Annotated in this window: 22 protein-coding genes; 9 read left to right on the top strand and 13 right to left on the bottom strand. The window is 74.4% G+C overall.

From position 1 onward, the window contains the following. Positions 1 to 112: 112 nt before the first annotated feature. Positions 113 to 820, bottom strand: coding sequence for a DUF3152 domain-containing protein (locus SMD20_RS11200; RefSeq protein WP_329578708.1), 708 nt, complete (start codon positions 818 to 820; stop codon positions 113 to 115). Between the two features lie 88 nt (positions 821 to 908). Beyond that, positions 909 to 2,192, bottom strand: a complete 1,284-nt coding sequence (locus SMD20_RS11195; RefSeq protein ID WP_329578706.1) for an NAD(P)/FAD-dependent oxidoreductase — start codon at positions 2,190 to 2,192, stop codon at positions 909 to 911. 103 nt (positions 2,193 to 2,295) lie between these two features. Here SMD20_RS11195 and SMD20_RS11190 point away from each other — a divergent pair, with 103 nt between their 5' ends. From SMD20_RS11190 to SMD20_RS11170, 5 genes are all read left to right on the top strand, one after another. Further along, a complete protein-coding gene (locus tag SMD20_RS11190; RefSeq protein WP_329578703.1) occupies positions 2,296 to 3,225 on the top strand; it encodes a hypothetical protein in 930 nt (309 codons plus the stop codon). A gap of 39 nt (positions 3,226 to 3,264) precedes the next feature. Next, a complete protein-coding gene (locus tag SMD20_RS11185; protein WP_329578700.1) occupies positions 3,265 to 4,044 on the top strand; it encodes a DUF4184 family protein in 780 nt (259 codons plus the stop codon). A 120-nt stretch (positions 4,045 to 4,164) separates the two neighbouring features. Further along, positions 4,165 to 4,521 carry an RNA polymerase sigma factor gene (locus tag SMD20_RS11180; protein ID WP_442942470.1) on the top strand — a complete coding sequence of 119 codons (357 nt, stop codon included), beginning with the start codon at positions 4,165 to 4,167 and terminating at the stop codon, positions 4,519 to 4,521. Next, positions 4,518 to 5,018 (top strand): hypothetical protein, encoded by a 501-nt coding sequence (locus SMD20_RS11175; protein ID WP_329578698.1) that lies wholly within the window; start codon positions 4,518 to 4,520, stop codon positions 5,016 to 5,018. Before SMD20_RS11180 ends, SMD20_RS11175 begins: the two co-directional genes overlap by 4 nt. After that, entirely contained in the window at positions 5,015 to 5,242 is a 228-nt protein-coding gene (locus tag SMD20_RS11170; RefSeq protein WP_329578695.1) for a hypothetical protein, read from the top strand. Before SMD20_RS11175 ends, SMD20_RS11170 begins: the two co-directional genes overlap by 4 nt. 16 nt (positions 5,243 to 5,258) lie before the next feature. Here SMD20_RS11170 and SMD20_RS11165 read toward each other — a convergent pair whose 3' ends face one another. Continuing rightward, positions 5,259 to 5,690, bottom strand: coding sequence for a type II toxin-antitoxin system PemK/MazF family toxin (locus tag SMD20_RS11165; RefSeq protein WP_329578692.1), 432 nt, complete (start codon positions 5,688 to 5,690; stop codon positions 5,259 to 5,261). A gap of 90 nt (positions 5,691 to 5,780) precedes the next feature. On the opposite strand from SMD20_RS11165, the gene SMD20_RS11160 reads away from it, so the two are divergent. Continuing rightward, complete coding sequence (locus SMD20_RS11160; RefSeq protein ID WP_329578689.1) at positions 5,781 to 6,560, top strand: thioesterase family protein; 780 nt, start codon at positions 5,781 to 5,783, stop codon at positions 6,558 to 6,560. A 6-nt stretch (positions 6,561 to 6,566) separates the two neighbouring features. On the opposite strand, the gene gndA is transcribed toward SMD20_RS11160, so the two are convergent. Together gndA and SMD20_RS11150 are read right to left on the bottom strand one after the other, a co-directional pair. Next, positions 6,567 to 7,991, bottom strand: a complete 1,425-nt coding sequence (gene gndA, locus SMD20_RS11155; RefSeq protein WP_329578686.1) for an NADP-dependent phosphogluconate dehydrogenase — start codon at positions 7,989 to 7,991, stop codon at positions 6,567 to 6,569. A gap of 66 nt (positions 7,992 to 8,057) precedes the next feature. Continuing rightward, positions 8,058 to 8,750: an HAD family hydrolase gene (locus SMD20_RS11150; RefSeq protein ID WP_329578683.1), complete on the bottom strand. Its 693-nt coding sequence runs from the start codon at positions 8,748 to 8,750 to the stop codon at positions 8,058 to 8,060. 22 nt (positions 8,751 to 8,772) lie between these two features. On the opposite strand from SMD20_RS11150, the gene SMD20_RS11145 reads away from it, so the two are divergent. Together SMD20_RS11145 and SMD20_RS11140 are read left to right on the top strand one after the other, a co-directional pair. Further along, positions 8,773 to 9,420 (top strand): NAD(P)H-binding protein, encoded by a 648-nt coding sequence (locus SMD20_RS11145; protein WP_329578679.1) that lies wholly within the window; start codon positions 8,773 to 8,775, stop codon positions 9,418 to 9,420. Between the two features lie 92 nt (positions 9,421 to 9,512). Further along, positions 9,513 to 12,014, top strand: a complete 2,502-nt coding sequence (locus SMD20_RS11140; RefSeq protein ID WP_329578676.1) for an ATP-dependent Clp protease ATP-binding subunit — start codon at positions 9,513 to 9,515, stop codon at positions 12,012 to 12,014. A gap of 39 nt (positions 12,015 to 12,053) precedes the next feature. Here SMD20_RS11140 and ptsP read toward each other — a convergent pair whose 3' ends face one another. The 8 genes from ptsP to SMD20_RS11100 all read right to left on the bottom strand — a co-directional run bounded on the left by ptsP (position 12,054) and on the right by SMD20_RS11100 (position 18,723). Beyond that, a complete protein-coding gene (gene ptsP / locus SMD20_RS11135) occupies positions 12,054 to 13,688 on the bottom strand; it encodes a phosphoenolpyruvate--protein phosphotransferase (RefSeq protein WP_329578674.1) in 1,635 nt (544 codons plus the stop codon). Continuing rightward, positions 13,681 to 13,986, bottom strand: coding sequence for an HPr family phosphocarrier protein (locus SMD20_RS11130; protein WP_329578671.1), 306 nt, complete (start codon positions 13,984 to 13,986; stop codon positions 13,681 to 13,683). The genes ptsP and SMD20_RS11130 overlap by 8 nt, the downstream gene beginning before the upstream one ends. 18 nt (positions 13,987 to 14,004) lie before the next feature. Continuing rightward, positions 14,005 to 15,009: a zinc-dependent dehydrogenase gene (locus SMD20_RS11125; protein WP_329578668.1), complete on the bottom strand. Its 1,005-nt coding sequence runs from the start codon at positions 15,007 to 15,009 to the stop codon at positions 14,005 to 14,007. Continuing rightward, a complete protein-coding gene (locus SMD20_RS11120; protein WP_329578666.1) occupies positions 15,006 to 15,434 on the bottom strand; it encodes a PTS sugar transporter subunit IIA in 429 nt (142 codons plus the stop codon). The genes SMD20_RS11125 and SMD20_RS11120 overlap by 4 nt, the downstream gene beginning before the upstream one ends. Then, positions 15,427 to 15,735, bottom strand: coding sequence for a PTS lactose transporter subunit IIB (locus SMD20_RS11115; RefSeq protein ID WP_329578662.1), 309 nt, complete (start codon positions 15,733 to 15,735; stop codon positions 15,427 to 15,429). The genes SMD20_RS11120 and SMD20_RS11115 overlap by 8 nt, the downstream gene beginning before the upstream one ends. Before the next feature lie 3 nt (positions 15,736 to 15,738). Next, complete coding sequence (gene mtlA, locus SMD20_RS11110; RefSeq protein WP_329578660.1) at positions 15,739 to 16,863, bottom strand: mannitol-specific PTS transporter subunit IIC; 1,125 nt, start codon at positions 16,861 to 16,863, stop codon at positions 15,739 to 15,741. A 64-nt stretch (positions 16,864 to 16,927) separates the two neighbouring features. Continuing rightward, positions 16,928 to 17,965, bottom strand: a complete 1,038-nt coding sequence (pfkB, locus tag SMD20_RS11105; RefSeq protein ID WP_329578656.1) for a 1-phosphofructokinase — start codon at positions 17,963 to 17,965, stop codon at positions 16,928 to 16,930. Beyond that, positions 17,962 to 18,723, bottom strand: a complete 762-nt coding sequence (locus SMD20_RS11100) for a DeoR/GlpR family DNA-binding transcription regulator (RefSeq protein WP_329578653.1) — start codon at positions 18,721 to 18,723, stop codon at positions 17,962 to 17,964. The genes pfkB and SMD20_RS11100 overlap by 4 nt, the downstream gene beginning before the upstream one ends. A gap of 102 nt (positions 18,724 to 18,825) precedes the next feature. On the opposite strand from SMD20_RS11100, the gene SMD20_RS11095 reads away from it, so the two are divergent. After that, positions 18,826 to 19,707, top strand: coding sequence for a hypothetical protein (locus SMD20_RS11095; protein ID WP_329578650.1), 882 nt, complete (start codon positions 18,826 to 18,828; stop codon positions 19,705 to 19,707). The last annotated feature ends 4 nt before the right edge of the window (positions 19,708 to 19,711 follow it).

Here is a 19,711-nt window from a genome sequence, read left to right as displayed (position 1 = left end):
GCCCACACTCCCCTGGAAATCGGTACATTCGCGTATCCGGGACGGGGTCCCGGTGTTCCCCTCCGTACGATATATCGCGACGCTTCTCCGCGCGGCGGCCACCCCCGCCGGCTCAGGGCTTCCCGTCGCCGCGGCCGGGGAACGGCCACGGGTTGGGGCGGCAGCGGCCCAGCGACTTCGACTGCTGCGTCATCACCGGTGCCGGCCGCCCGGGGCCGGGACAAGGCTCGTGGTCGTGGCCGAGGGCGTGCCCGACCTCGTGGCTGATGAGATAGGCGCGGTACGCGGCCAGATCGCCGCCGTACTGCGGGACGCCGACCGCCCAGCGCAGGGCGTTGATGATCGAGCGGCGGCCGTTCCAGCACGACAGCTCGCCGCCGGTGCGGAGGGGCAGGCACTGGCGGGTCGTGGTGCGGGGGCTCGACAGGGCCACCCGGACCCGTACCGGGCCGCGGTCCACCCGCTGGAAGCGGGCCCAGCCGCGGGCGTCGTTCAGAATGCGGTGCACCTGGGCGGCGAACTCGCGCGGCCCGAACGGCAGGCCCCGCTCCACCTCCACCAGGTAGCGCACCGGCCGGCCCCGGCCCGGCCGTGGCGGTGCGCCGCCGGGGACGACGGCGTACGAGCCGGAGGCCGCGTACGGCACCTGGACCGCGGGCGGCTCGGTCCGCCGTGGGCGCACGGGCGGGCGTACGGGCGGGCGCGCAGGCGGCGGCACGGACCGGATCACGGGCCGGGACGGTGGCTCCGCGCCGCACCCGGCGGCGAGCAGCAGCCCGGCCAGCACGAACGGCGTCATCAACGGTGCGATGCGCGGCACCTCGGCCTCCCCACGGACGCGACGGTGGGGAGGAATCCGATCATACGCTGGGCAAACGGACAGCCCTGAGGGAGGGGCGGCCCGGCCGTCAGGGGCAGGGGGCGTAGGGCGTGATGTCGATGGGCGGGGTCTCGCCGAGCGCGAGCGCCGCCGCGAGCCGGCCCGCGTACGGGCCCGCCGTCAGGCCGTACGCGCTGAGGCCCGTCGCCACCACCACCCGCGAGTTCAGCGGGCCGATCAGCGCCCGTCCCGGCGCGTACACCGGCCGCAGCCCCACCCGGGTCTCCGCCATCGTCGCCCCGGCCAGCCCCGGCGCGATCCGCAGCCCCGCCTGGAGCACTTCCTCCAGGCCGCCCATCGTCACCCGCGGCGCGAACCCGACGTCCTCCACCGTCGCCCCGATCACCACCCGCGACCCGGGGAACCCCAGCAGGTAGGGCCCGTCGCTGGGCAGCACGATCGGCCACCACGCGGTGTCGACGCCTTCGAGGGTGGCGTGCAGGATCTGGCCCCGCCTCGGGAACACCGGCAGCTCCGCGCCGAGCGGCCGGCACACCTCACCGGTCCACGCCCCGGCCGCCACGATCACCGCGTCCGCCTCCACCGGAACGCCCTCATCGGCGAACACCCGGCCCGCTCCGGCGGCGACAGGCCGCACCGCCTCCGAGTCCGGCGCGATCTCTGGATCCCGCGCCGCCTCCGAGCTCTGCGCCGCCGGGCCCCGGGGTGCGGCCTGCCGCCATGAGCCGGTCTCCTCGCTGCGGGCCTGGCCAGGCGTCCACGTCCGTCCGACCCCCGAGGGCGCGCCGGGGAAGGGGGCGCCCGCCGCCGCGTGGACGCGGACCTCGCCGTCGGGCGTGAGGGTCGCGGCCCCCGCCTGGATCCGCGCACCCTGGGCGACGGCGGCGTTCAGCAGCGCGTCGCGGACCGACCGCCCGTCCACCCGGGCCGCGCCCGGCACCAGGAGCGCGCTCAGGGTGTCCGACAACGGCGGGAACAGCTCGGCCGGCGCCGGCACGTCCACGACCTCGCCCATCTCCGGGGCGTCGGCGTACCGGCGCTGCAGCAGCGAGCGCACCGGCTCCAGCTCCGCCGGATCCTCGGCCACCAGCAGCGCGCCCACCTTGGCGTACCCGAAGTCCTCGCCCAGCGCCTCGACCAGCCCCGGATAGGCGCGGGCGCCCTCGCGGTTGAGGCGGTACCAGTCGTCGTCCTCCGGATGGTCCACCCACGGGCACACGATGCCCGCGCCCGCCTGCGTCGCCTCACCCTGGTAGCCGCCGTCCACCACCGTCACGGACGCCCCCCGGCCCGTCAGGTGGTAGGCCGCCGCAGCTCCGACGATGCCGCCCCCGATCACCACAACACGCATACGACCATGGTCGCAGCCCGCCGGACCTGGGGTGACGGCCGGGTCGCCGGATCGGTGCCGCCCCCTCATGGGCCCGGCGGCGTGCGAGGACTATGGTCGGCGCATGGACGCCGCGCTCACCAGGATCGACCTGCCCGCGCCCGTGCGGACGGCCGCCTCCGACGGCGTCACCGTGTGGTGCGCCGACGCCCACGGCGTACGCGCCTACACGGCCACCGGCACCCCCCTCCCGCCCGGCGAAGCCGGCGCTCTGCCGCGATTACGGTCGCTGGCCGCGGTGCCCGGCACCGTGGCGGGGACGGCGGGCGTTCCCGGCACGCTGCCGGAGACCGTCGTGGTGCCCCGTACGCTGGCGACCGCGCCCCTCCCGGTGCCGCAGGCGCTCTCCGGCACGCTCGCCGCCACCGCGAAGGGCCGCGTCCACTGGCTCACGCCGGACGGCGCGCCGGTCGCCACCGCCCGCTGCCCCGGCCGGGTCATCGCCGGCGGCGGCGAGATCTGGGCGGTCTCGGGCGAGCGGGCGCGCAGGCTCATCGGCCCCGGCACGCTCGGCCCGCCGGTCGAACTGCCCGGCCTCGCCGCGTGCGCGGTGGAGGGCGAGCGCCTGTGGTGGACGTCCCGGCACGACGACGTCCTGCGCGGCGGGCCCAGGGACATCGACCTCCGCGATCTGGGACGGGGCGATCTGGGACGGGGCGACCTGGGACGGTACGGCGAACGCGGCGGCATGACCGTCTGCGCGGGCTCGCTCTGGATCAGCGTCACGGGCGGCCTGCTGCGGATCTCGACCTGGTCGGGGGAGCCGGGGCGGTTCGTGGCCGCGCCCGCCGGGCCGGTGCCCTTCCTGGCCTGCGCGAACGGCACTCTCGTCGGCGGCGGGCACGAGCTGTTCACGCTGGCCCCCGCCGCCTGCGCCCCGCTCCGCGTGATCCCGCTCGGGCTGGACGCGCCGATCGCGCGGCTGGTGACGGCGGGCAGACACGTATGGGCGTTCCCCGCGGGGGCCGCGCACGCGCTGATCATCACCCTGTGAACCGCCGACGGGAGCGGCGCCGTGCCGCGATAATCGATCATGCCCTTCACGCTGAGCCATGTCGTGGCCGTCCTGCCCGTGCGGCGGTGGCTGCCGCCGTCGGCGCTGGCCGTCGGGGCCGTGGTGCCCGACGCGCCGTACTATCTGCCGTTGCCGTTCTCGTCGGCGAGCACGCACACGTGGTGGGGACCGCTGCTGCTGGGCCTGCCGGCGGGCGTGGTGCTGCTGGTGGTGTTCCAGCAGGTCCTGCGGGCGCCGCTGACCGCGCTCGCCCCCGCCGGGCTGCGCTCCCGGCTGCCGGACGCGCCGCGGCCCGGAACTGGAGTGGTGGCGGTGGTGGCCGCGCTGCTCGCCGGGATGGCCACGCATCTCGTCTGGGACGCCTTCACGCAGGTCGGCGGGTTCGCGGTGGCGCACTGGCAGGTGTTGCGGGAGCAGGTCGCCGGCGCGCACCGGGTGTTCAACGTGCTGATGTACGTCAGCTCGGCGGGCGGCCTGGCGATCCTGGCCGGCTGGCTCGGGCGCTGGTACCGGCGGGCCCCGGTCCGTCCCGGGCGGTGGCCGGGGCTGACGGGCCGGGCGCGCGGGATGGTGGTGGCGGCGGCGCTGCTCGCCACGGCCGCCGGGGCCGCGGCCGGTGCGACGTCGGACCGTGCCGCGGTGAGCGACTACGACCTGGTACGCAGCACGATCCTGGGCGGCACGGACGGAGCGGCGCTGGTCCTCGCCTGCTACGTGCTCGCCTGGCACGGCTGGACGGCGTTCGCGGCCCGGCGAGGGAGGGCCTCGGCTGTGGGGACGGGCGGGCCCGAAGGCTGACCCCTCACGCGGACGGGTTTCTTCGGTTCCGGGCGAAATGATCGGAGCGCCTCCGTCATCGTCTGGCGCAAGATCGACGAACTGCCCCCGGGCGCGCAGGCGAGGCTCTGGGTCTACGGAGTGGCCCGCAACGTGCTGGCCGACCACCGCCGCAGCGCGCTGGGCCGACAGGCGCGGCACCGGGACCTCGACGCGGAGATGGCCGACCTCTACGGCGGCCTCGCCGACCACAGCGTCGAGAGGAACGCGATCGCCCAGGCGTTCGCGACGATTCCCGAGGCCGATCGCGAGCTGCTCGCGCTGGTCGCGTGGGAGGGCCTGGACCGCAGGGAGATCGCCACGATGCTGGGGCTGTCCCGCAACGCCGTCCGTATCCGGCTCCACCGCGCGCGCAGACGCCTGTCCCGGGCGCTCGAAGCGGCCGACGTCCGATTCACGCCGACCGACGCGGTCGTGCCCACGGGGAGGTCACTATGAGGGACATCGACGAGATCAACGAGCTGCTGAGGCCGCTGGCCAGGATCAGTCCGGACGAACCAGGCGGGCGGGCCGGCGGCGCACGCGCGCAGGCGCTGTTCGCCGACATCATCGCCCAGGAGCGGGACACCAAGGCGGCGGCGCTCCCGCGTCGCCCCAGGCGTCGCGCGCTGCTCGGGATCGCCGCCTCCGGCGTCCTCGTCCTCGGCGTCGTCCTCGGACCGGGCCTGCTCGGCGGCGCCGCGACCTCCTACGCCAACTCCGCGGTGGAGATCCACGAGGAGGCCGGCACCTACGTCGCCCGGATCAAGGACCCCTACGCGGACCAGCGGAAGTTCTCCGAGGCGTTCCGTTCACTCGGTCTCAACGTCGAGCTCAGGGTGATCCCGGTCTCGCCCAGCGCGGTCGGGGAGATTGTGAGCCTGGGCGGCGGCGCCACGCCGATGAACGTGCCCATCGGCGCCCGCAGGGAGCCGGCGGACTGCGATCTCAGGTGAGCGGCCGGACCGTCGACGAGGTGCTGGACGAGGTCGGCAGGCGCGGCCTGGGCGCGGAGTTCCGCCGCGTCGTGGTCCATGAGGGCGGGTACAAGGTCGAACCGCTGGCCGCGGACCAGGTGGGCGGCGACTGGATCGTCTTCAAGGCCGTGCCCGCGCGTGCGGGCGTGGTCGGCCTGGAGGTCACCGCCGAGCGCCAGGCCGGCCTCGAGTACGCGGACTGAGCACCGGCCACGACAGCTAGCGGCCCGCCTCCCAGCCGTGGAGCTTCATGAGGCGGGCCGCCACGCGGGTGAAGCGGTCGGCGTCGAGGACCGCGCCCTCGCGGCGCAGGTCGTCCTCGTCCAGCACGAAGACCCGGTCGAGCCGCAGGTACGAGACCCGCCCGTCGCTTCCCCACGGGCCGATCGGCAGCCATTCCGGGCCGTCGTCGCCCTTGCTGGAGAGCATCATGCCGAGCAGCCGGCGGCCGGTGCGGCCCACGACCAGCAGGGGGCGGTCCTTGCCGCGGGACGGGTCCTCCTCGTACGGCACCCACGCCCAGACGATCTCCCCAGGATCGGCCAGGCCGTCCAGGTCGGGGGCGTAGGCCAGGGTCGCCTTTCCGTCGAGGACGTGGATCTCGCGTACCGCGCCACGGGCGGGCCGGGGGTCCTCACCTAGATCACGCATTGGGTGAGCTTATGGCCCATGACGGGCGAAAATCCAATCCGGCGCAGCCGCCCTGGGCCGGGTGGCGATCCTGCTCTAGAATCTCATTCTGTGCCGCCGACGACAGCGTTCTTCACCCGCAAGCAGGGCGAGCTGGTGCCCGCGCCCCACGCCCGCAGCCCCTGGTCCCCCGACATGCTCCACGGCCGCCTCCTCGGCGGGCTCGCCGCCCGCGCCCTGGAGGAGCGGTACGCCGAGCCGGGCATGCACTTCGCCCGGCTGACGGTGGACCTGTTCCGCAACAGCCCGCTGCTGCCCGTCACCGTCGAGACCACCCTGGTCAGGGACGGGCGCCGGATCCGCGTCGCCGACGCCGTCCTGTCCACCGACCAGGGCCCGATCGGCCGGGTCACCGCCGTGCTGCTGCGGCAGGGCGAGCAGCCCGAGGGCGAGCAGAGCATCGTCACCCCCGCCTGGGACGAGCGCCCGCCCGAGCACGAGCCGGTCTCCGCCCAGGGCTGGCAGCCGCCGTTCGACCTGTGGCGGATCACCGAGTGGGGCGAGCCCGGCCCGGGGCGGGTGTGGATGCGCGAGACGTACCCGCTGGTGGACGACGAGCCGGTGACGCCGGTCGTGCGCGCCGCGCTGGCCGCCGACTTCGCCAGCCCGCTCGCCAACGTCGGCACGAGCGGGCTTGGCTTCATCAACGCCGACTACACGCTCACCCTGGCCCGCGTGCCCGAGGGCGAGTTGATCGGCGTCGAGGCGACCGGCCACCTCAGCGCGAGCGGCGTCGCGACCGGGCAGGTCACCATGCACGACACGGCAGGGCCGTTCGGCTTCTGCCTGGTGACGGCGGTGGCCAACCCGGTCGCCCGCATCAGCAGATAGCGGCGATCAGGCGGGCCGCTCGACGCGGTCGCCCGACCAGTCGACGTGGAAGGCGCCCTCCTTGTCGACCCGGCGGTAGGTGTGGGCGCCGAAGTAGTCGCGCAGCCCCTGCACCAGCGCGGCCGGCAGCCGCTCGCGGCGCAGCCCGTCGTAGTAGGCGAGCGCCGAGGAGAAGCCGGGCGTCGGCACGCCGATCCGCACGGCCGTGGTCACCACCCGCCGCCACGACTCCTGCGCCGCCGCCAGCGCGCCCGCGAACGTCGGGTCGGCCAGCAGCGTCGGCAGGTGCGGGTCGGCGTCGTAGGCGGCGCGGATGCGGTCGAGGAACTTGGCCCTGATGATGCAGCCGCCCCGCCAGATGGTCGCCATCGCGCCGAGGTCGAGGTCCCAGTCGTACTCCCGCGAGGCGGCGGCCATCTGGTCGAAGCCCTGCGCGTACGCCACGATCTTGGAGGCGTACAGGGCCTGCCGTACGTCCTCGACCAGCTCGCGCCCGTCCACGCCGGACAGGTTCGGCCCGGCGAGCGAGGCGGCGGCGGCCCGCTGCTCCGGATGTCCGGACAGCGCCCGCGCGAACGTCGCCTCGGCGATGCCGGTCACCGGCACGCCGAGGTCGAGGGCGCTCTGCACGGTCCAGCGGCCGGTGCCCTTCTGCTCGGCCTGGTCGACCACGATGTCCACGAACGGCCGGCCGGTCTCGGCGTCCACCTGCTCCAGCACCTCGGCGGTGATCTCGATCAGGTAGGAGCCGAGGTCGCCCTCGTTCCACTCCCGGAACACCCCGGCGAGCTCGGACGGGGTGACGCCGAGCGCCTGCCGCAGCAGGTCGTAGGACTCGGCGATGAGCTGCATGTCGGAGTACTCGATGCCGTTGTGCACCATCTTGACGAAGTGTCCCGCGCCGTCCGGGCCGACATGCACGCAGCACGGCACGCCGTCCACCTTGGCCGCGATGTCCTGCAGGATCGGCCCGAGCGCCTCCCACGACTCCGCCGAGCCGCCGGGCATGATGCTCGGCCCGAGCAGCGCGCCCTCCTCGCCGCCCGAGATGCCGGTGCCGACGAAGTGCAGCCCCCGCTCGCGCAGCGCGGCCTCGCGCCGCCGGGTGTCGGCGTAGTGGGCGTTGCCGCCGTCGACGATCATGTCGCCGGGCTCCATGAGCGCGGCGAGCTGGTCGATGACCGCGTCGGTGCCCGCGCCGGCCTTGACCATGATGATCGCCCGCCGGGGCCGCTTCAGCGAGGCCACGAAGCCGGCGAGGTCCTCCGACGGCACGAACGTGCCCTCGCCGCCGAACTCCTTGACGAGCTGCTGCGTGCGGCTGTGCGTGCGGTTGTGCACCGCGACGGCGTAGCCGTGCCTGGCGAGGTTGCGGGCCAGGTTGCGCCCCATGGTGGCCAGGCCGGTGACGCCGATGTCTGCCAAATCCATATTCAAGCTCCTCTTACGGTGAATACGCATGATCCAGCCGGGGAGTTCGGCTTTTTGTTCCGGGTGTCAATCGTCGAGCCGCACGCCCAGCTCGTCCAGCCGCTCCAGCATGTCCGCCGGGTCGGCGTAGACCCTGAAAGCGCCCGTGCGTTCCAGTTCGTCCCTGCCGTACCCGCCGGACAGCAGGCCGATGCCGAGCGCGCCGGCCCGGCGGGCGGCGAGCAGGTCCCAGACGCTGTCGCCCACCACCATGGCATGGGCCGGGTCCACCTCGACCAGCGCCGCTCCGGCGAGGAACAGGTCGGGGTCCGGTTTGGCCCTGCGCACCAGGTCGCGGGTCACCATCGGCGTGTCCTCCGGCAGGCCGAGCAGGCCGAGCGCGAGCCGCGCGGTGCGGGCGTAGCCGCTGGTCGCGATGGCCCACGGCACGCCGCGCGCGGTCAGCTCGGCCAGCAGCTCCGGCGCGCCGGGCAGCGGGCGCACCGAGTCGGCCTGCCGTTCGTACGCCTCCATGTGGGCGACCTGCAGCCGCTCGATCTGCTCGCGCGACAGCTTGAGCCCGGTCTCACGCAGCAGCGCGCTGACGAACAACCCGCCGCTCATCCCGATGCGACGGTGGATCCGCCACACCGACAGGTCGATCCCCATCCCCGACAGCGCCTGCCGCCAGGCGATCACGTGCTGGTAGACGCTGTCGATCAAAGTGCCATCGAGGTCGAACAGAAACGCCGGGGTGGGCGCGTGCGGGAACTCCGTCATCGCTCCATGACACCATGACCGCATGCGGATCATCATCGCGGGCGGCCACGGCAAGATCGCGCTGCGCCTGGCGGCGCGGCTCAGGGAGGGCGCGGTCGGCCTGGTGCGCAACCCGGCGCACGTCGCCGACGTCGAGGCCACCGGCGCGCAGGCCGTGGTGTGCGACCTGGAGACGGCCTCGGTCGAGCAGGTCGCCGACGTCCTGCGCGGCGCCGACGCCGTCGTGTTCGCGGCCGGCGCCGGGCCCGGCAGCGGCGCGGCCCGCAAGGACACCGTCGACCGGGGTGCGTCCGTGCTCATGGCCGACGCCGCCGAGCGGGCCGGGGTGCGGCGCTTCATCCAGATCTCCTCCATGGGCGCGGGCAAGCCGCCCGCGCCCGGCGGTGACGAGGTGTGGGCCGCCTACATCGCGGCCAAGACCGCGGCCGAGGACGACCTGCGCCGCCGCGACGACCTGGCCTGGACCATCCTGCGCCCCGGCCGCCTCACCGACGAGCCCGGCACCGGCCTGGTCCGGCTGGCCCCCGAGGTGCCGCCGGGCGCGGTGCCGCGCGACGACGTGGCCGCCGTCATCATGGCACTGCTGGACAACCCGGGCACCGCGCACCGCACGTACGAGCTCGTCTCCGGCGACACCCCCGTCATCGATCTCGTCGCGACGAACGAGTGAGCGCCCCCGCCGCCGCAGCTTTTGCCGAACGCTGGCATTGAGGCGCGGCGCGGGTGGCTAGGAGCCCCTTCGGAACGTGAAAGGGGACATCCATGGCGGACATGCCGTTCAGGTCGTTTTTCGGCGGAGACCCGTTCAGAGGGTTCGAGGAGCTGACGGGCCGGGTGTTCGGCGGCATGGAAGGCTGGCCGCCGTCCCGGCCCGGCGTCCAGCGGGCGGACGTCGGGCGGCTGCTCAGCGCCTCGGCCAGGGACGCCCTGCGGCAGGCCGTCGAGAGGGCGGGACAGCGCGGCGCCCCCGACCTGGACGTGCTCGACCTCCTCGGCGCCCTCATCGACACCGACGCCACCCGGTCGCTGCTGCGCGCCGCCGGCGTGGACGTGGACCGGCTGCGCGCCCGGGTCGACGAGCTCGCCACGCCCGGCGAGGCCCCCGAGCCGCCCACCACGCTCTCGCCGGCCGCCAAACGCGCCATCCTGGACGCGCAGCGGATCTCGCGGGCGCTGGAGTCGTCGTACATCGGGCCCGAGCATCTGCTGCTCGCGCTGGCCGCCAACCCCGACTCCGCCGCCGCCCGCCTGCTGCGGGAGCAGGGTGTCTCGGCCAACGAGCTGCAGGAGTCCCTCGCCTCCGCGGCGGCCCGCCCCGGCGAGACCACCCGCCGGGGCGGCGACACCCCGTCGCTCGACGAGTACGGCCGCGATCTCACCGAGGAGGCCAGACAGGGCCGCATCGACCCGGTCGTCGGCCGCGAGGACGAGATCGAGCAGTCCATCGAGGTGCTCTCGCGCCGCACCAAGAACAACCCGTGCCTGATCGGCGAGCCCGGCGTCGGCAAGACCGCGATCGTCGAGGGCATCGCCCAGCGCATCGTGAACGGCGGCGTCCCCGACACGCTGAAGGACCGGCGGGTGATCGCCCTCGACCTGACCGGCATGGTCGCCGGGTCGAAGTACCGGGGCGAGTTCGAGGAGCGCGTCAAGAAGGTCGTCGACGAGGTCCGCGCGCACGCCGACGAGATCATCGTCTTCATCGACGAGGTGCACACCCTGGTCGGCGCCGGCTCGGCCGAGGGCGGCATGGACGCCGCCAACATCCTCAAGCCCGCCCTGGCCCGCGGCGAGCTGCACGTCATCGCCGCCACCACCATCGACGAGTACCGCAAGAACATCGAGAAGGACGCCGCGCTCGAACGCCGCTTCCAGCCGATCCTGGTCGCCGAGCCGACCGTGGAGCAGACGGTCGAGATCCTGGCCGGGCTGCGCGACGCCTACGAGGCCCACCACCAGGTCCGCATCACCGACGAGGCACTGGACGCCGCCGCCACCCTCTCGGCCCGCTACATCACCGACCGGTTCCTGCCCGACAAGGCCATCGACCTCATGGACCAGGCCGCCGCCCGGGTGCGGCTGCGCTCCCGCACCCCCGGCAGCGACGTACGCGAGCTGGAGGGACGCCTGGACGCGCTGCGCCGCGACAAGGACCAGGCTGTCTCCTCCGACGACTTCGACCGGGCCAAGGAGCTGACCGCCCAGATCGACAAGCTCCGCCCCGAGCTGGAGCGCGCCCGTCACGGCCACGACGACGTCCCGCAGGTCATGGTGGAGGACATCGCCGAGGTCGTCTCGCGCCGCACCGGCATCCCCGTCACCCAGCTCACCGAGCAGGAGCGCGACCGGCTCATGCGGCTGGAGGAGCACCTGCACGAGCGCGTCATCGGCCAGGACGAGGCCGTCACCGCCATCGCCGAGGCCGTCCGCCGCGCCCGCGCCGGGCTGTCGGACCCGAACCGGCCCATCGGCAGCTTCCTGTTCCTCGGCCCGACCGGCGTCGGCAAGACGGAGCTGGCCAGGGCGCTGGCCGCGGCCCTGTTCGGCGGCGAGGACCACATGGTCCGCATCGACATGAGCGAGTTCCAGGAGCGGCACACGGTCTCGCGGCTCATCGGCGCGCCGCCCGGCTACGTCGGCTACGAGGAGGCCGGGCAGCTCACCGAGGCCGTCCGCCGCCGCCCGCACTGCGTGATCCTGCTCGACGAGATCGAGAAGGCCCACCCCGACGTCATGAACATCCTGCTGCAGCTGCTCGACGACGGCCGCCTCACCGACGGCCAGGGCCGCACCGTCGACTTCAGCAACGCCGTCGTCATCATGACCAGCAACATCGGCGCGCAGCTCATCCTGGAGGCCGCCGGCGACCCCGGCACGCTGGAGGGCCGGCTCATGGAGCTGCTGCGCCGCTCCATCCGTCCCGAGCTGCTCAACCGCATCGACGAGACGATCATCTTCAAGCGCCTCGAACGCGACCAGCTCCGCCAGATCGTGGACCTGCTGCTGGAACGCACCCGGCAGCGGCTGCGCGGCCAGAACGTCACGCTGGAGGTCACCGACGCCGCCAAGGACTGGCTCGCCCAGCGCGGCTACCAGCCCGAGTTCGGCGCCCGGCCGCTGCGCCGTACCGTGCAGCGTGAGCTGGACAACCGGCTGTCCACCATGCTGCTCACCGGCGAGGTCACCGAAGGCGGCAAGGTCACGGTGGACGTCGATGGCGACACCCTCCAGCTCCGCGCCCACGAGCCCGCGCCCGCCGGCTAGGCGGGCCCGGGTCGGGCGGGCGCGGTAGGACGGGCGCGGTCAGGCGAGCGCGTCGCGGGCCAGCTCCCTGCACTCCTCCAGCGTCAGCCCCGCCAGTGCCTCGCGGACCAGCGGGACGCAGGACGGCGCCATGGACAGGCTCGTCACCCCCAGGCCCACCAGCAGCGGGGCGACGGCGGGATCGCCCGCCGCCTCGCCGCAGACGCCGACCGGCTTGCCCGCCTCCCGTCCCGCGGCGGCGCACGCCTCGATCAGCCCCAGCAGGGCGGGCTGGCGCGGGTCGAGCAGGTCGGCGAGGGCCGGATGCTGCCGGTCGGCGGCGAAGGTGTACTGGGCCAGGTCGTTGGTGCCGATGCTGAGGAAGTCCACCTCGCGCAGCAGCTCGGCGGCCCGCAGCGCGGCGGCCGGCACCTCCACCATCACACCTGCCTGCGCGATGCCCGCCGCGCGGGCCCGGCGGGCGAAGCCGGCCGCCTCCGCGGGCGTCGTCACCATCGGCGCCATCACCCGCACGTCCGCGCCCGTCGCGCGGGCCGCCTCGGCGATCGCGGCGAGCTGCGCGTCGAGCACATCGGGCAGCAGGCGGTCCACGCGCAGCCCGCGCACCCCCAGGGCCGGGTTGGGCTCCTCGGGCAGGCCGAGGAAGGGCAGGGGCTTGTCGGTGCCCGCGTCCAGGGTCCGGACGATCACCGGGCCCTCGGCCCGCTCGAACACCTCGGCGTACGCGGCCGTCTGCTCCTCCGGCGAGGGAGGCTGCTTGCGGTCGAGGAACAGGAACTCGGTGCGGAACAGGCCCACGCCCTCCGCCCCCGGCCGCAGGTCGGCGGCCGAGCCGATGTTGGCCAGCAGCCTGACCGGATGGCCGTCGGCGGTCCGGCCGGGGCCGGTGGCGGCGGCCAGCCTGGCCCGCTCGGCGCGGTCGCGCTCCATGACCTCGGCCGCCTGCTCCGGGGTGAGGCCGAGGGCGATCTCGCCGCTCGCGCCGTCCACGCCGACGATCGTGCCGTCGGGGACGTCCGCGACCGCCGGGCAGGCGACCACGGCGGGCAGGCCGCGCGCGCGGGCCAGGATCGCCGTGTGGCTCGTCGGGCCGCCCCGCTCGGTGACCAGCGCCAGCACGTCCGGGCCCAGCCCGGCGGTGTCGGCGGGGGAGAGGTCCCCGGCGACCAGCACGTACGGATGACCGGGATCGGGCAGGCCCGGCATGGGCAGGCCGAGGGCGGCGGCCACCGCGCGGTGCTTGAGGTCGTCGAGGTCGGCGGCCCGCTCGGCGAGGTAGCCGCCCAGGGCGGCCAGGGCGTCCCGGTGGCCGGTGAAGGCGGCGTCCAGGGCGTGGGCCGCGTCGGCGCCGCTCCTGGCGCGGCTCTCGGCCTCCTCGCGCAGCATGGGGTCGTCGGCGATCATGGCGAGGGCCTCCAGGATCTCCGCCGCCTCCCCGCCGGCGCCCCCGCCCCCGCGAGTGCGGGCGGTGGCGGCCCGCCGGTTGAGGTCGGCGGTCACCGCCTCCAGCGCCTTGACGACGGTGGCGGCCTCGGCCTCAGGATCGGCGACCGGCCGCGGCGCGGGCAGGCTCGGCGGGCCGGCCATCCGCACCAGCGGACCGGCCGCCCGCCCCTGGCTCACCCCGAGCCCGCTCAACCGCCCCCCGGGCCCGGCCCAGCCCGGCTCAGGCATCGAGAGTCTCTTCCGCGCCTGTTTCCGCGCCTGTTTCCGCGTCCAGGTCGCGCGACAGCAGCGCCGCCAGCGCGTCCAGCGCCTCCTCGGCCCCCGGCCCGTCCGCCTCCAGCGTCACCACCGTCCCCTGGACGGCCCCCAGGGACAGGACACCCAGCATGCTCCGGGCGGGCACCGCCTTCTCGCCGAGCCGTACCGTCACCGGCACGCCGAGGCGCGCCGCCTCCTGCACGAACAGCTTGGCGGGGCGGGCGTGCAGCCCGCTCGCCGAGGCCACGGCCACCGTTCGCTGTGACATGACGAAAGCCTCCAGGTGTCAGGGTTCGATGGTGACCTTGATGGCAGCGCCCCGGCTGACGAGATCGATCCCGTCCAGCACGCTCGGCAGCGGCAGCCGGTGGGTGATCAGGTCGGCCACCGGCACCGCGCCCTCCGACACCAGCCGCAGCGCGGCGGCGTTGTGTGCGGGGCTGGAGCCGTTCGCGCCGACGATGGTGAGCTCGCGGTAGTGCACCAGGTTGGCGTCCAGCGCGATGACCGGGTCGTCCTTCGGCAGGCCGCCGAAGAAGCTGATCCGTCCCTGGCGGGCGGCCATCCGCACCGCCTGCTCCTGGGCCGCGCCGGACGCCGCCGCCGTGATCACGACGTCCGCGCCCCGGCCGCCGGTCAGCTTGAGCACCTGCTCGACCGGGTCGGTGTCGATCGCGGCGTCCGGGCGCACCAGCTCCTCGGCCATCGCCAGCCGCTGCGCGTTGACGTCCACGAGGAACACCCGGGCCGCGCCGCGCGCCCGCGCCAGCCGTACGTGGAGGCAGCCGATCGGGCCGGCGCCCATCACCACCACGTCGTCGCCGGGCCCGACGCGGGCCAGTTCCTGGCCGTTCAGCACGCAGGCCAGCGGCTCGGCGACCGACGCCTCGGCGAAGCCGACGTTCTCGGGGATGGCGTTGACGCCGTCGACCGCCAGGACCTTCGCCGGGACGATCATGTACTCGGCGAAGCCGCCGTCGTAGTGGTAGCCCATCGACTCCTGGTTGGGGCAGACCGTACGGCGGCCCCGCAGGCACTCGGGGCAGGCGCCGCACGGGATCGCCGCGATCACCTGCACCCGGGCGCCGCTGTCCACGACCTCCCCGGCGATCTCGTGGCCCATGACCCGGGGCGGCACGATGTGGTGGTGCCCGAACTTGTGGATCTTGGCGTCGGTGCCGCAGGTCGAGCAGTTGCGGACCCGGATCTTCAGCTCGCCCGGCCCGGCGACGGGCTCGGGCGCGTCCTCGATCCTGATGTCGCCCGGGGCGTGGAACCTGGCGACCTTCATAGCGTGAGCTCCTTCATCACCTGCGCGACCTCGGTGGCCTCGCGCAGTGTCCTGGCGCGGTCGGGATCCAGCAGGATCTCGGCCAGCGCCGCCAGCAGGGGTACGTGCCCGCCCTCGCGGGCGGCTATGCCGACGCAGACCGTGACCTGTTCGCCGTCCCAGTCGACTCCGTCCGGGAAGCGTATGAAACACAGTGCGTCGCGCAGGATGTCGTCCTTGGAGGCGTTCGTCCCGTGCGGGATGGCCACCCCCTCGCCGACGTAGGTCGAGATGGACCGCTCGCGTTCGAGCATCGCCGCGACGTACGGCTCGGCGACCGCCCCCACCTCGACCAGTGCCTGCCCGCACCGGCGGATCGCCGCCTCGCGGTCGGGCGCGCGCTCGTGCAGCAGCACCGCGCGCGGGTCGAGCAGGTCCTCACGCATCGACCACGCCGCCGTTCTTGATGGTGTTCACCAGCTTGGTCACGGCCGGGTCGCCGAGGAAGACCTGGAACGACACCAGCACCTTCCCGGGAGCGGCGGCGCGGGCGCGGGCGGCCAGGCCGGTGTGGCAGACCACCACGTCGGCGTCGTCCGGGATGGAGTTGACGGGCGTGTGCTCCACGGTGACGCCGCTGTCCCTGAGCTGCTTGCGGAGCTGGGAGGCGAGCATCACGCTGCTGCCCATCCCCGCGTCGCAGGCGACGATGATCTTGTGGATGTCCTTGCTGTCGATGCCGGCCATGGGTCAGGCCTCCTTGCTGGTGAGAGGTTCGGCGCCGGTCTCGGCGCCGGCGGTGCCGGGGTCGTCCTCGCCGTCCTTCTTCTCGCCCCTGCCGAAGCCCAGCAGGACGGCCGCGACGGCGAACGACACGGCGGCGGCCACGACGATGCCGAGGCTGGAGGCCAGCCAGCCGCCCTTGGGCGTGACCGCGATGTAGGCGAAGATGCTGCCCGGCGACGGGGTGGCGACCAGGCCCGCCCCGGTGACCATGAAGGTGAACACGCCGGCCGCGCCGCCCAGGATGACGGCCGCGATGAGACGCGGCTTCATGAGGACGTACGGGAAGTAGATCTCGTGGATGCCGCCGAAGAAGTGGATGATCATCGCGGCGGGCGTGCTCGGGCGCAGCGCGCGCGGCCCGAACAGCAGGTAGGCCAGCAGCAGCCCGAGACCGGGGCCGGGGTTCGACTCCAGCATGAACAGGATCGACTTGCCGGTCTCGGCCGCCTCGGCCACGCCCAGCGGGCTGAGCACGCCGTGGTTGATGGCGTTGTTGAGGAACAGCACCTTGGCCGGCTCGATGAGCAGCGACGCGACCGGCAGCAGGTTGTTGGTGATCAGCCACTCGACGGCCTGTCCGGCGGCGGTGGTGATGGTCTGGACGACGGGACCGATGGCGAGGAAGCCGACCACCGCCATCGCGGCGCCCACGATGCCGGCGGAGAAGTTGTCCACCAGCATCTCGAAGCCGGCTCGGGTACGCGCCTCGGTGAACTTGTCCACATATTTGAGGATCAAGGCGGTGAGCGGGCCGATGATCATGGCGCCCAGGAACATCGGCGCGTCGGTGCCCACCACGACGCCCATCACCGCGACCGCGCCGACGACCGCTCCGCGCTGACCGTGCACCATCCGGCCGCCGGTGTAGGCGATGAGGACCGGCAGCAGGGTCGAGATGATCGGGCCGACCATCTTGCCGAGGGTCTCGTTGGGCAGCCAGCCGGTCGGGATGAACAGCGCGGTGATCAGGCCCCAGGCGATGAACGCCCCGATGTTCGGCATGATCATCCCGGCCAGATGGCCGCCGATGCGCTGGATGGTGGCCTTGACGCCGGTGCCGGCGACCGGGGGTGTGTAAGTGTCGGCCATGGACTTGCTCCTTCGGGGGGTTGAGCAGATGTTCGGCAGCCGGTGTCCGGCCGGGGCGGCCGGGCTACGGCAGAGGAGCGGGTGCGTTCGTGGTGGAGGGGCCAGGGAGGAGGCCCCTGGACAGATCGGTGGACGGATCGGCGGGCGGGACGAAGGGGACGGCGAGCGGGCACGCCGGGTCGGGCGCTCCGGCCGCCGTGACCGCCGGATCGATGTCGGCGGGCCCCGGCATGCGGCTGCCGGGCAGCCCGGCCGCCGCCGCGCCCCAGGCCAGCGCGCGGGCCAGCGCCTCCGGCCCGTGCCCGCCCGCGGCGAGGAACCCGGCGAGCATGGCGTCGCCCGCGCCGACGGAGCTGCGCGGCTCGATGGCCGGCGCCCGGCCGTACCAGACGCCGCCGTCCTCGACGAGCACGGCCCCGTCGGCGCCGAGGCTGGCGAGGACCGCCCGCGCGCCCGCCGCCCGCAGCGCCTGCGCGGCCTCCACCACGTCGCCGAGGCACGCGATGGGCCGGCCGGTGGCCTGGCCGAGCTCCTCCAGGTTCGGCTTGACCAGGGCGGGCCCGGCGCCGAGCGCGTACGCCAGCGCCGGCCCGCTGGTGTCCACCGCGACCTCGATGCCCGCCTCGGCGAACCGGCGGCACAGCCGCGCGTAGACGTCGGCGGGCACCTCTGGCGGGAGACTGCCGGAGGCGACCACCCAGTCGGCGCCCTGCCCGCCGGTGTGGGCGGCGGCGAGCACCGCCTCGGCGATGGTGTCGAGCTCGGCGGGGGACAGGGCGGTGCCCGGCTCGTTGATCTTGGTGACGGTGCCGTCGGGCTCGGCCAGCGTGACGTTGGAGCGGGTGCGCCCGGTCACCGGCACGGTCACCATGTCCAGGCCCTCGGCGGCGAGCAGCCCGACGAGCTGGCGGCCCTCGTCCCCGCCGAACGGCACCACCGCCCGCGCCGTCACGCCGTTGGCCAGCAGCGCGCGCGAGACGTTCACGCCCTTGCCGCCGGGGTCGAGACGGGCCGCGGCGGCGCGGATCACCTCGCCCCGCCGCAGCGCGGCGACCTCGATCGTGCGGTCCAGGCTCGGGTTGAGCGTCAGCGTCAGGATCACGCCCGGATCACCTCCGGCCCGGCGGCGGCCAGGTCGGCGGCGAGCGCGGCGTCGAGCCCGGTGTCGCTGACCACCACGTCGATCTCGGCCAGCTCGGCGAACGTGGCCAGATAGGTGTTGGAGAACTTCGTGTGGTCGGCGAGCAGGACGCTGCGCTGCGCCGCCCGCACCATCGCCCGCTTGATCGCCGCCTCCGCCGGGTCGGGCGTCGTGAGACCCCGGTCCAGCGAGCAGCCGTTGGTGCCCATGAAGGCGACGTCCACGTTGAGGTGCTCCAGCGGGCGCAGCGCCCAGTCGTCCACCGTGGCGAGCGTGTTGCCGCGCAGCCGCCCGCCCAGCACGATCACGTGCAGGTTGGGCCGGGCCGCGAGGGCCGTCGCCAGCGGCGGCGAGTTGACCACGACGGTCAGCTCGCGGTCGGCGGGCAGCACCTGCACCAGGCGGCCCGTGGTGGTGCCGGCGTCGATGATCACCGAGCCGTCCTCGGGCAGCTCGGCGATCGCCGCCTTGGCGATGCGCTCCTTCTCGGTCGTCATCACCTCGTCGCGGGCGGACAGCGCCGGCTCGAAGCCGAGCCGCTCGACGGGGATCGCGCCCCCGTGCACCCGGCGCAGCACCCCCGCCCGCTCCAGCGCGGTGAGGTCGCGGCGGATCGTCTCGGTGGTCACGTCGAGCTCGGCGGCCAGCGTCACCACGTCGACGCGGCCGGCGGCGCGCGCTCTCCGCAGGATCTCCTGCTGCCGCTCCTCGGCGTACATGATGTTGATTCACCGCCGTTTCGGGTTGGTTTCTTCTGTGTTTATACCCGCTTCGGTGGGAAGGTCAAGGGTGCCGGTGCCGGATCTGGTAGTTATAGGCGAATGCGCATCACCTCCCTCGCCGCCGCGGTGGCGGCCGTCCCCCTCCTCGCCGCCCTAGCACCGCCCGCCGCCGCGATGCCCGCCGGGGTGGCCGCCGGGCCGCCGCGCGTGCCCGCGGGGACGACGGCGGCGTGGGTGGTCTTCGACCGGCAGGCGGGCAGGTTCGTCGCGGCGCGCAACGCCCACCGCAAGTACCGCTCGGCGTCGGTGGTGAAGATCCTCATCGCCATCGACTACCTGGAGCGGCGCAAGAGCGTGCCCAAGACCGACGCCGACCTGCTCAAGGTCATGCTGCGGGCCAGCGACGACGACGCCGCCTCCACCCTCTGGGACCGGGGCGGCAAGGGGCAGATCATCGTGCGCACCGCGCGCCGGCTCGGCCTCGCCGACACCACGCCGCCGCCCGCGTCCAAGCCCGGCTTCTGGGGTTACACCTCGCTCAGCGCGTACGACGTCGTCCGCACCTACCGCTACCTGCTCGACCGGGCCGACGCCCGGGTCCGCGACACCATCCTCGGCCACCTGCGCCGGGCCGCCCTCTGCGGCACCGACGGCTTCGACCAGACCTTCGGCATCCCCGACGCGGTGCCCCGCCCGCACGCCGTCAAGCAGGGCTGGTCCGGGTTCGGCACCACGCCGCCCACCCGCTGTCGCGACGCCAGGGCCCTCGGCGCGCCCGTCTCGTGGATCGCCCAGCGCGCCTCCGGCTCCGGCGTGCCCGACTACGGCCGTCCCGTGCTGCACACGACCGGCCTGGTCGGCCCGGGGGAGCGGTACGTCATGGCGGTGCTGACCGCGCACCCGGCGGGCGGCACATGGGGCACCTCGGTCAAGCGCATCACCGACATCACCAGGGGCCTCTACCGCGACGCGACGTCCTGACCCG

Source organism: Nonomuraea sp. LP-02 (assembly GCF_036289125.1).
Classification (GTDB): Bacteria; Actinomycetota; Actinomycetes; order Streptosporangiales; family Streptosporangiaceae; genus Nonomuraea; species Nonomuraea bangladeshensis.
The sequence above is the reverse complement of the archived record's forward strand: the minus strand, read 5'-3'. Positions and strand labels throughout refer to the sequence as shown.

Coding starts and splice junctions, on each gene's coding strand:
- SMD20_RS11195 (WP_329578706.1), bottom strand. CDS start 2,192: ATGCGTGTTGTGGTGATCGGGGGCGGCATCGTCGGAGCTGCGGCGGCC.
- SMD20_RS11190 (WP_329578703.1), top strand. CDS start 2,296: ATGGACGCCGCGCTCACCAGGATCGACCTGCCCGCGCCCGTGCGGACG.
- SMD20_RS11185 (WP_329578700.1), top strand. CDS start 3,265: ATGCCCTTCACGCTGAGCCATGTCGTGGCCGTCCTGCCCGTGCGGCGG.
- SMD20_RS11175 (WP_329578698.1), top strand. CDS start 4,518: ATGAGGGACATCGACGAGATCAACGAGCTGCTGAGGCCGCTGGCCAGG.
- SMD20_RS11165 (WP_329578692.1), bottom strand. CDS start 5,690: ATGCGTGATCTAGGTGAGGACCCCCGGCCCGCCCGTGGCGCGGTACGC.
- gndA (WP_329578686.1), bottom strand. CDS start 7,991: ATGGATTTGGCAGACATCGGCGTCACCGGCCTGGCCACCATGGGGCGC.
- SMD20_RS11150 (WP_329578683.1), bottom strand. CDS start 8,750: ATGACGGAGTTCCCGCACGCGCCCACCCCGGCGTTTCTGTTCGACCTC.
- SMD20_RS11145 (WP_329578679.1), top strand. CDS start 8,773: ATGCGGATCATCATCGCGGGCGGCCACGGCAAGATCGCGCTGCGCCTG.
- SMD20_RS11140 (WP_329578676.1), top strand. CDS start 9,513: ATGGCGGACATGCCGTTCAGGTCGTTTTTCGGCGGAGACCCGTTCAGA.
- ptsP (WP_329578674.1), bottom strand. CDS start 13,688: ATGCCTGAGCCGGGCTGGGCCGGGCCCGGGGGGCGGTTGAGCGGGCTC.
- SMD20_RS11130 (WP_329578671.1), bottom strand. CDS start 13,986: ATGTCACAGCGAACGGTGGCCGTGGCCTCGGCGAGCGGGCTGCACGCC.
- SMD20_RS11125 (WP_329578668.1), bottom strand. CDS start 15,009: ATGAAGGTCGCCAGGTTCCACGCCCCGGGCGACATCAGGATCGAGGAC.
- SMD20_RS11120 (WP_329578666.1), bottom strand. CDS start 15,434: ATGCGTGAGGACCTGCTCGACCCGCGCGCGGTGCTGCTGCACGAGCGC.
- SMD20_RS11115 (WP_329578662.1), bottom strand. CDS start 15,735: ATGGCCGGCATCGACAGCAAGGACATCCACAAGATCATCGTCGCCTGC.
- mtlA (WP_329578660.1), bottom strand. CDS start 16,863: ATGGCCGACACTTACACACCCCCGGTCGCCGGCACCGGCGTCAAGGCC.
- SMD20_RS11100 (WP_329578653.1), bottom strand. CDS start 18,723: ATGTACGCCGAGGAGCGGCAGCAGGAGATCCTGCGGAGAGCGCGCGCC.
- SMD20_RS11095 (WP_329578650.1), top strand. CDS start 18,826: ATGCGCATCACCTCCCTCGCCGCCGCGGTGGCGGCCGTCCCCCTCCTC.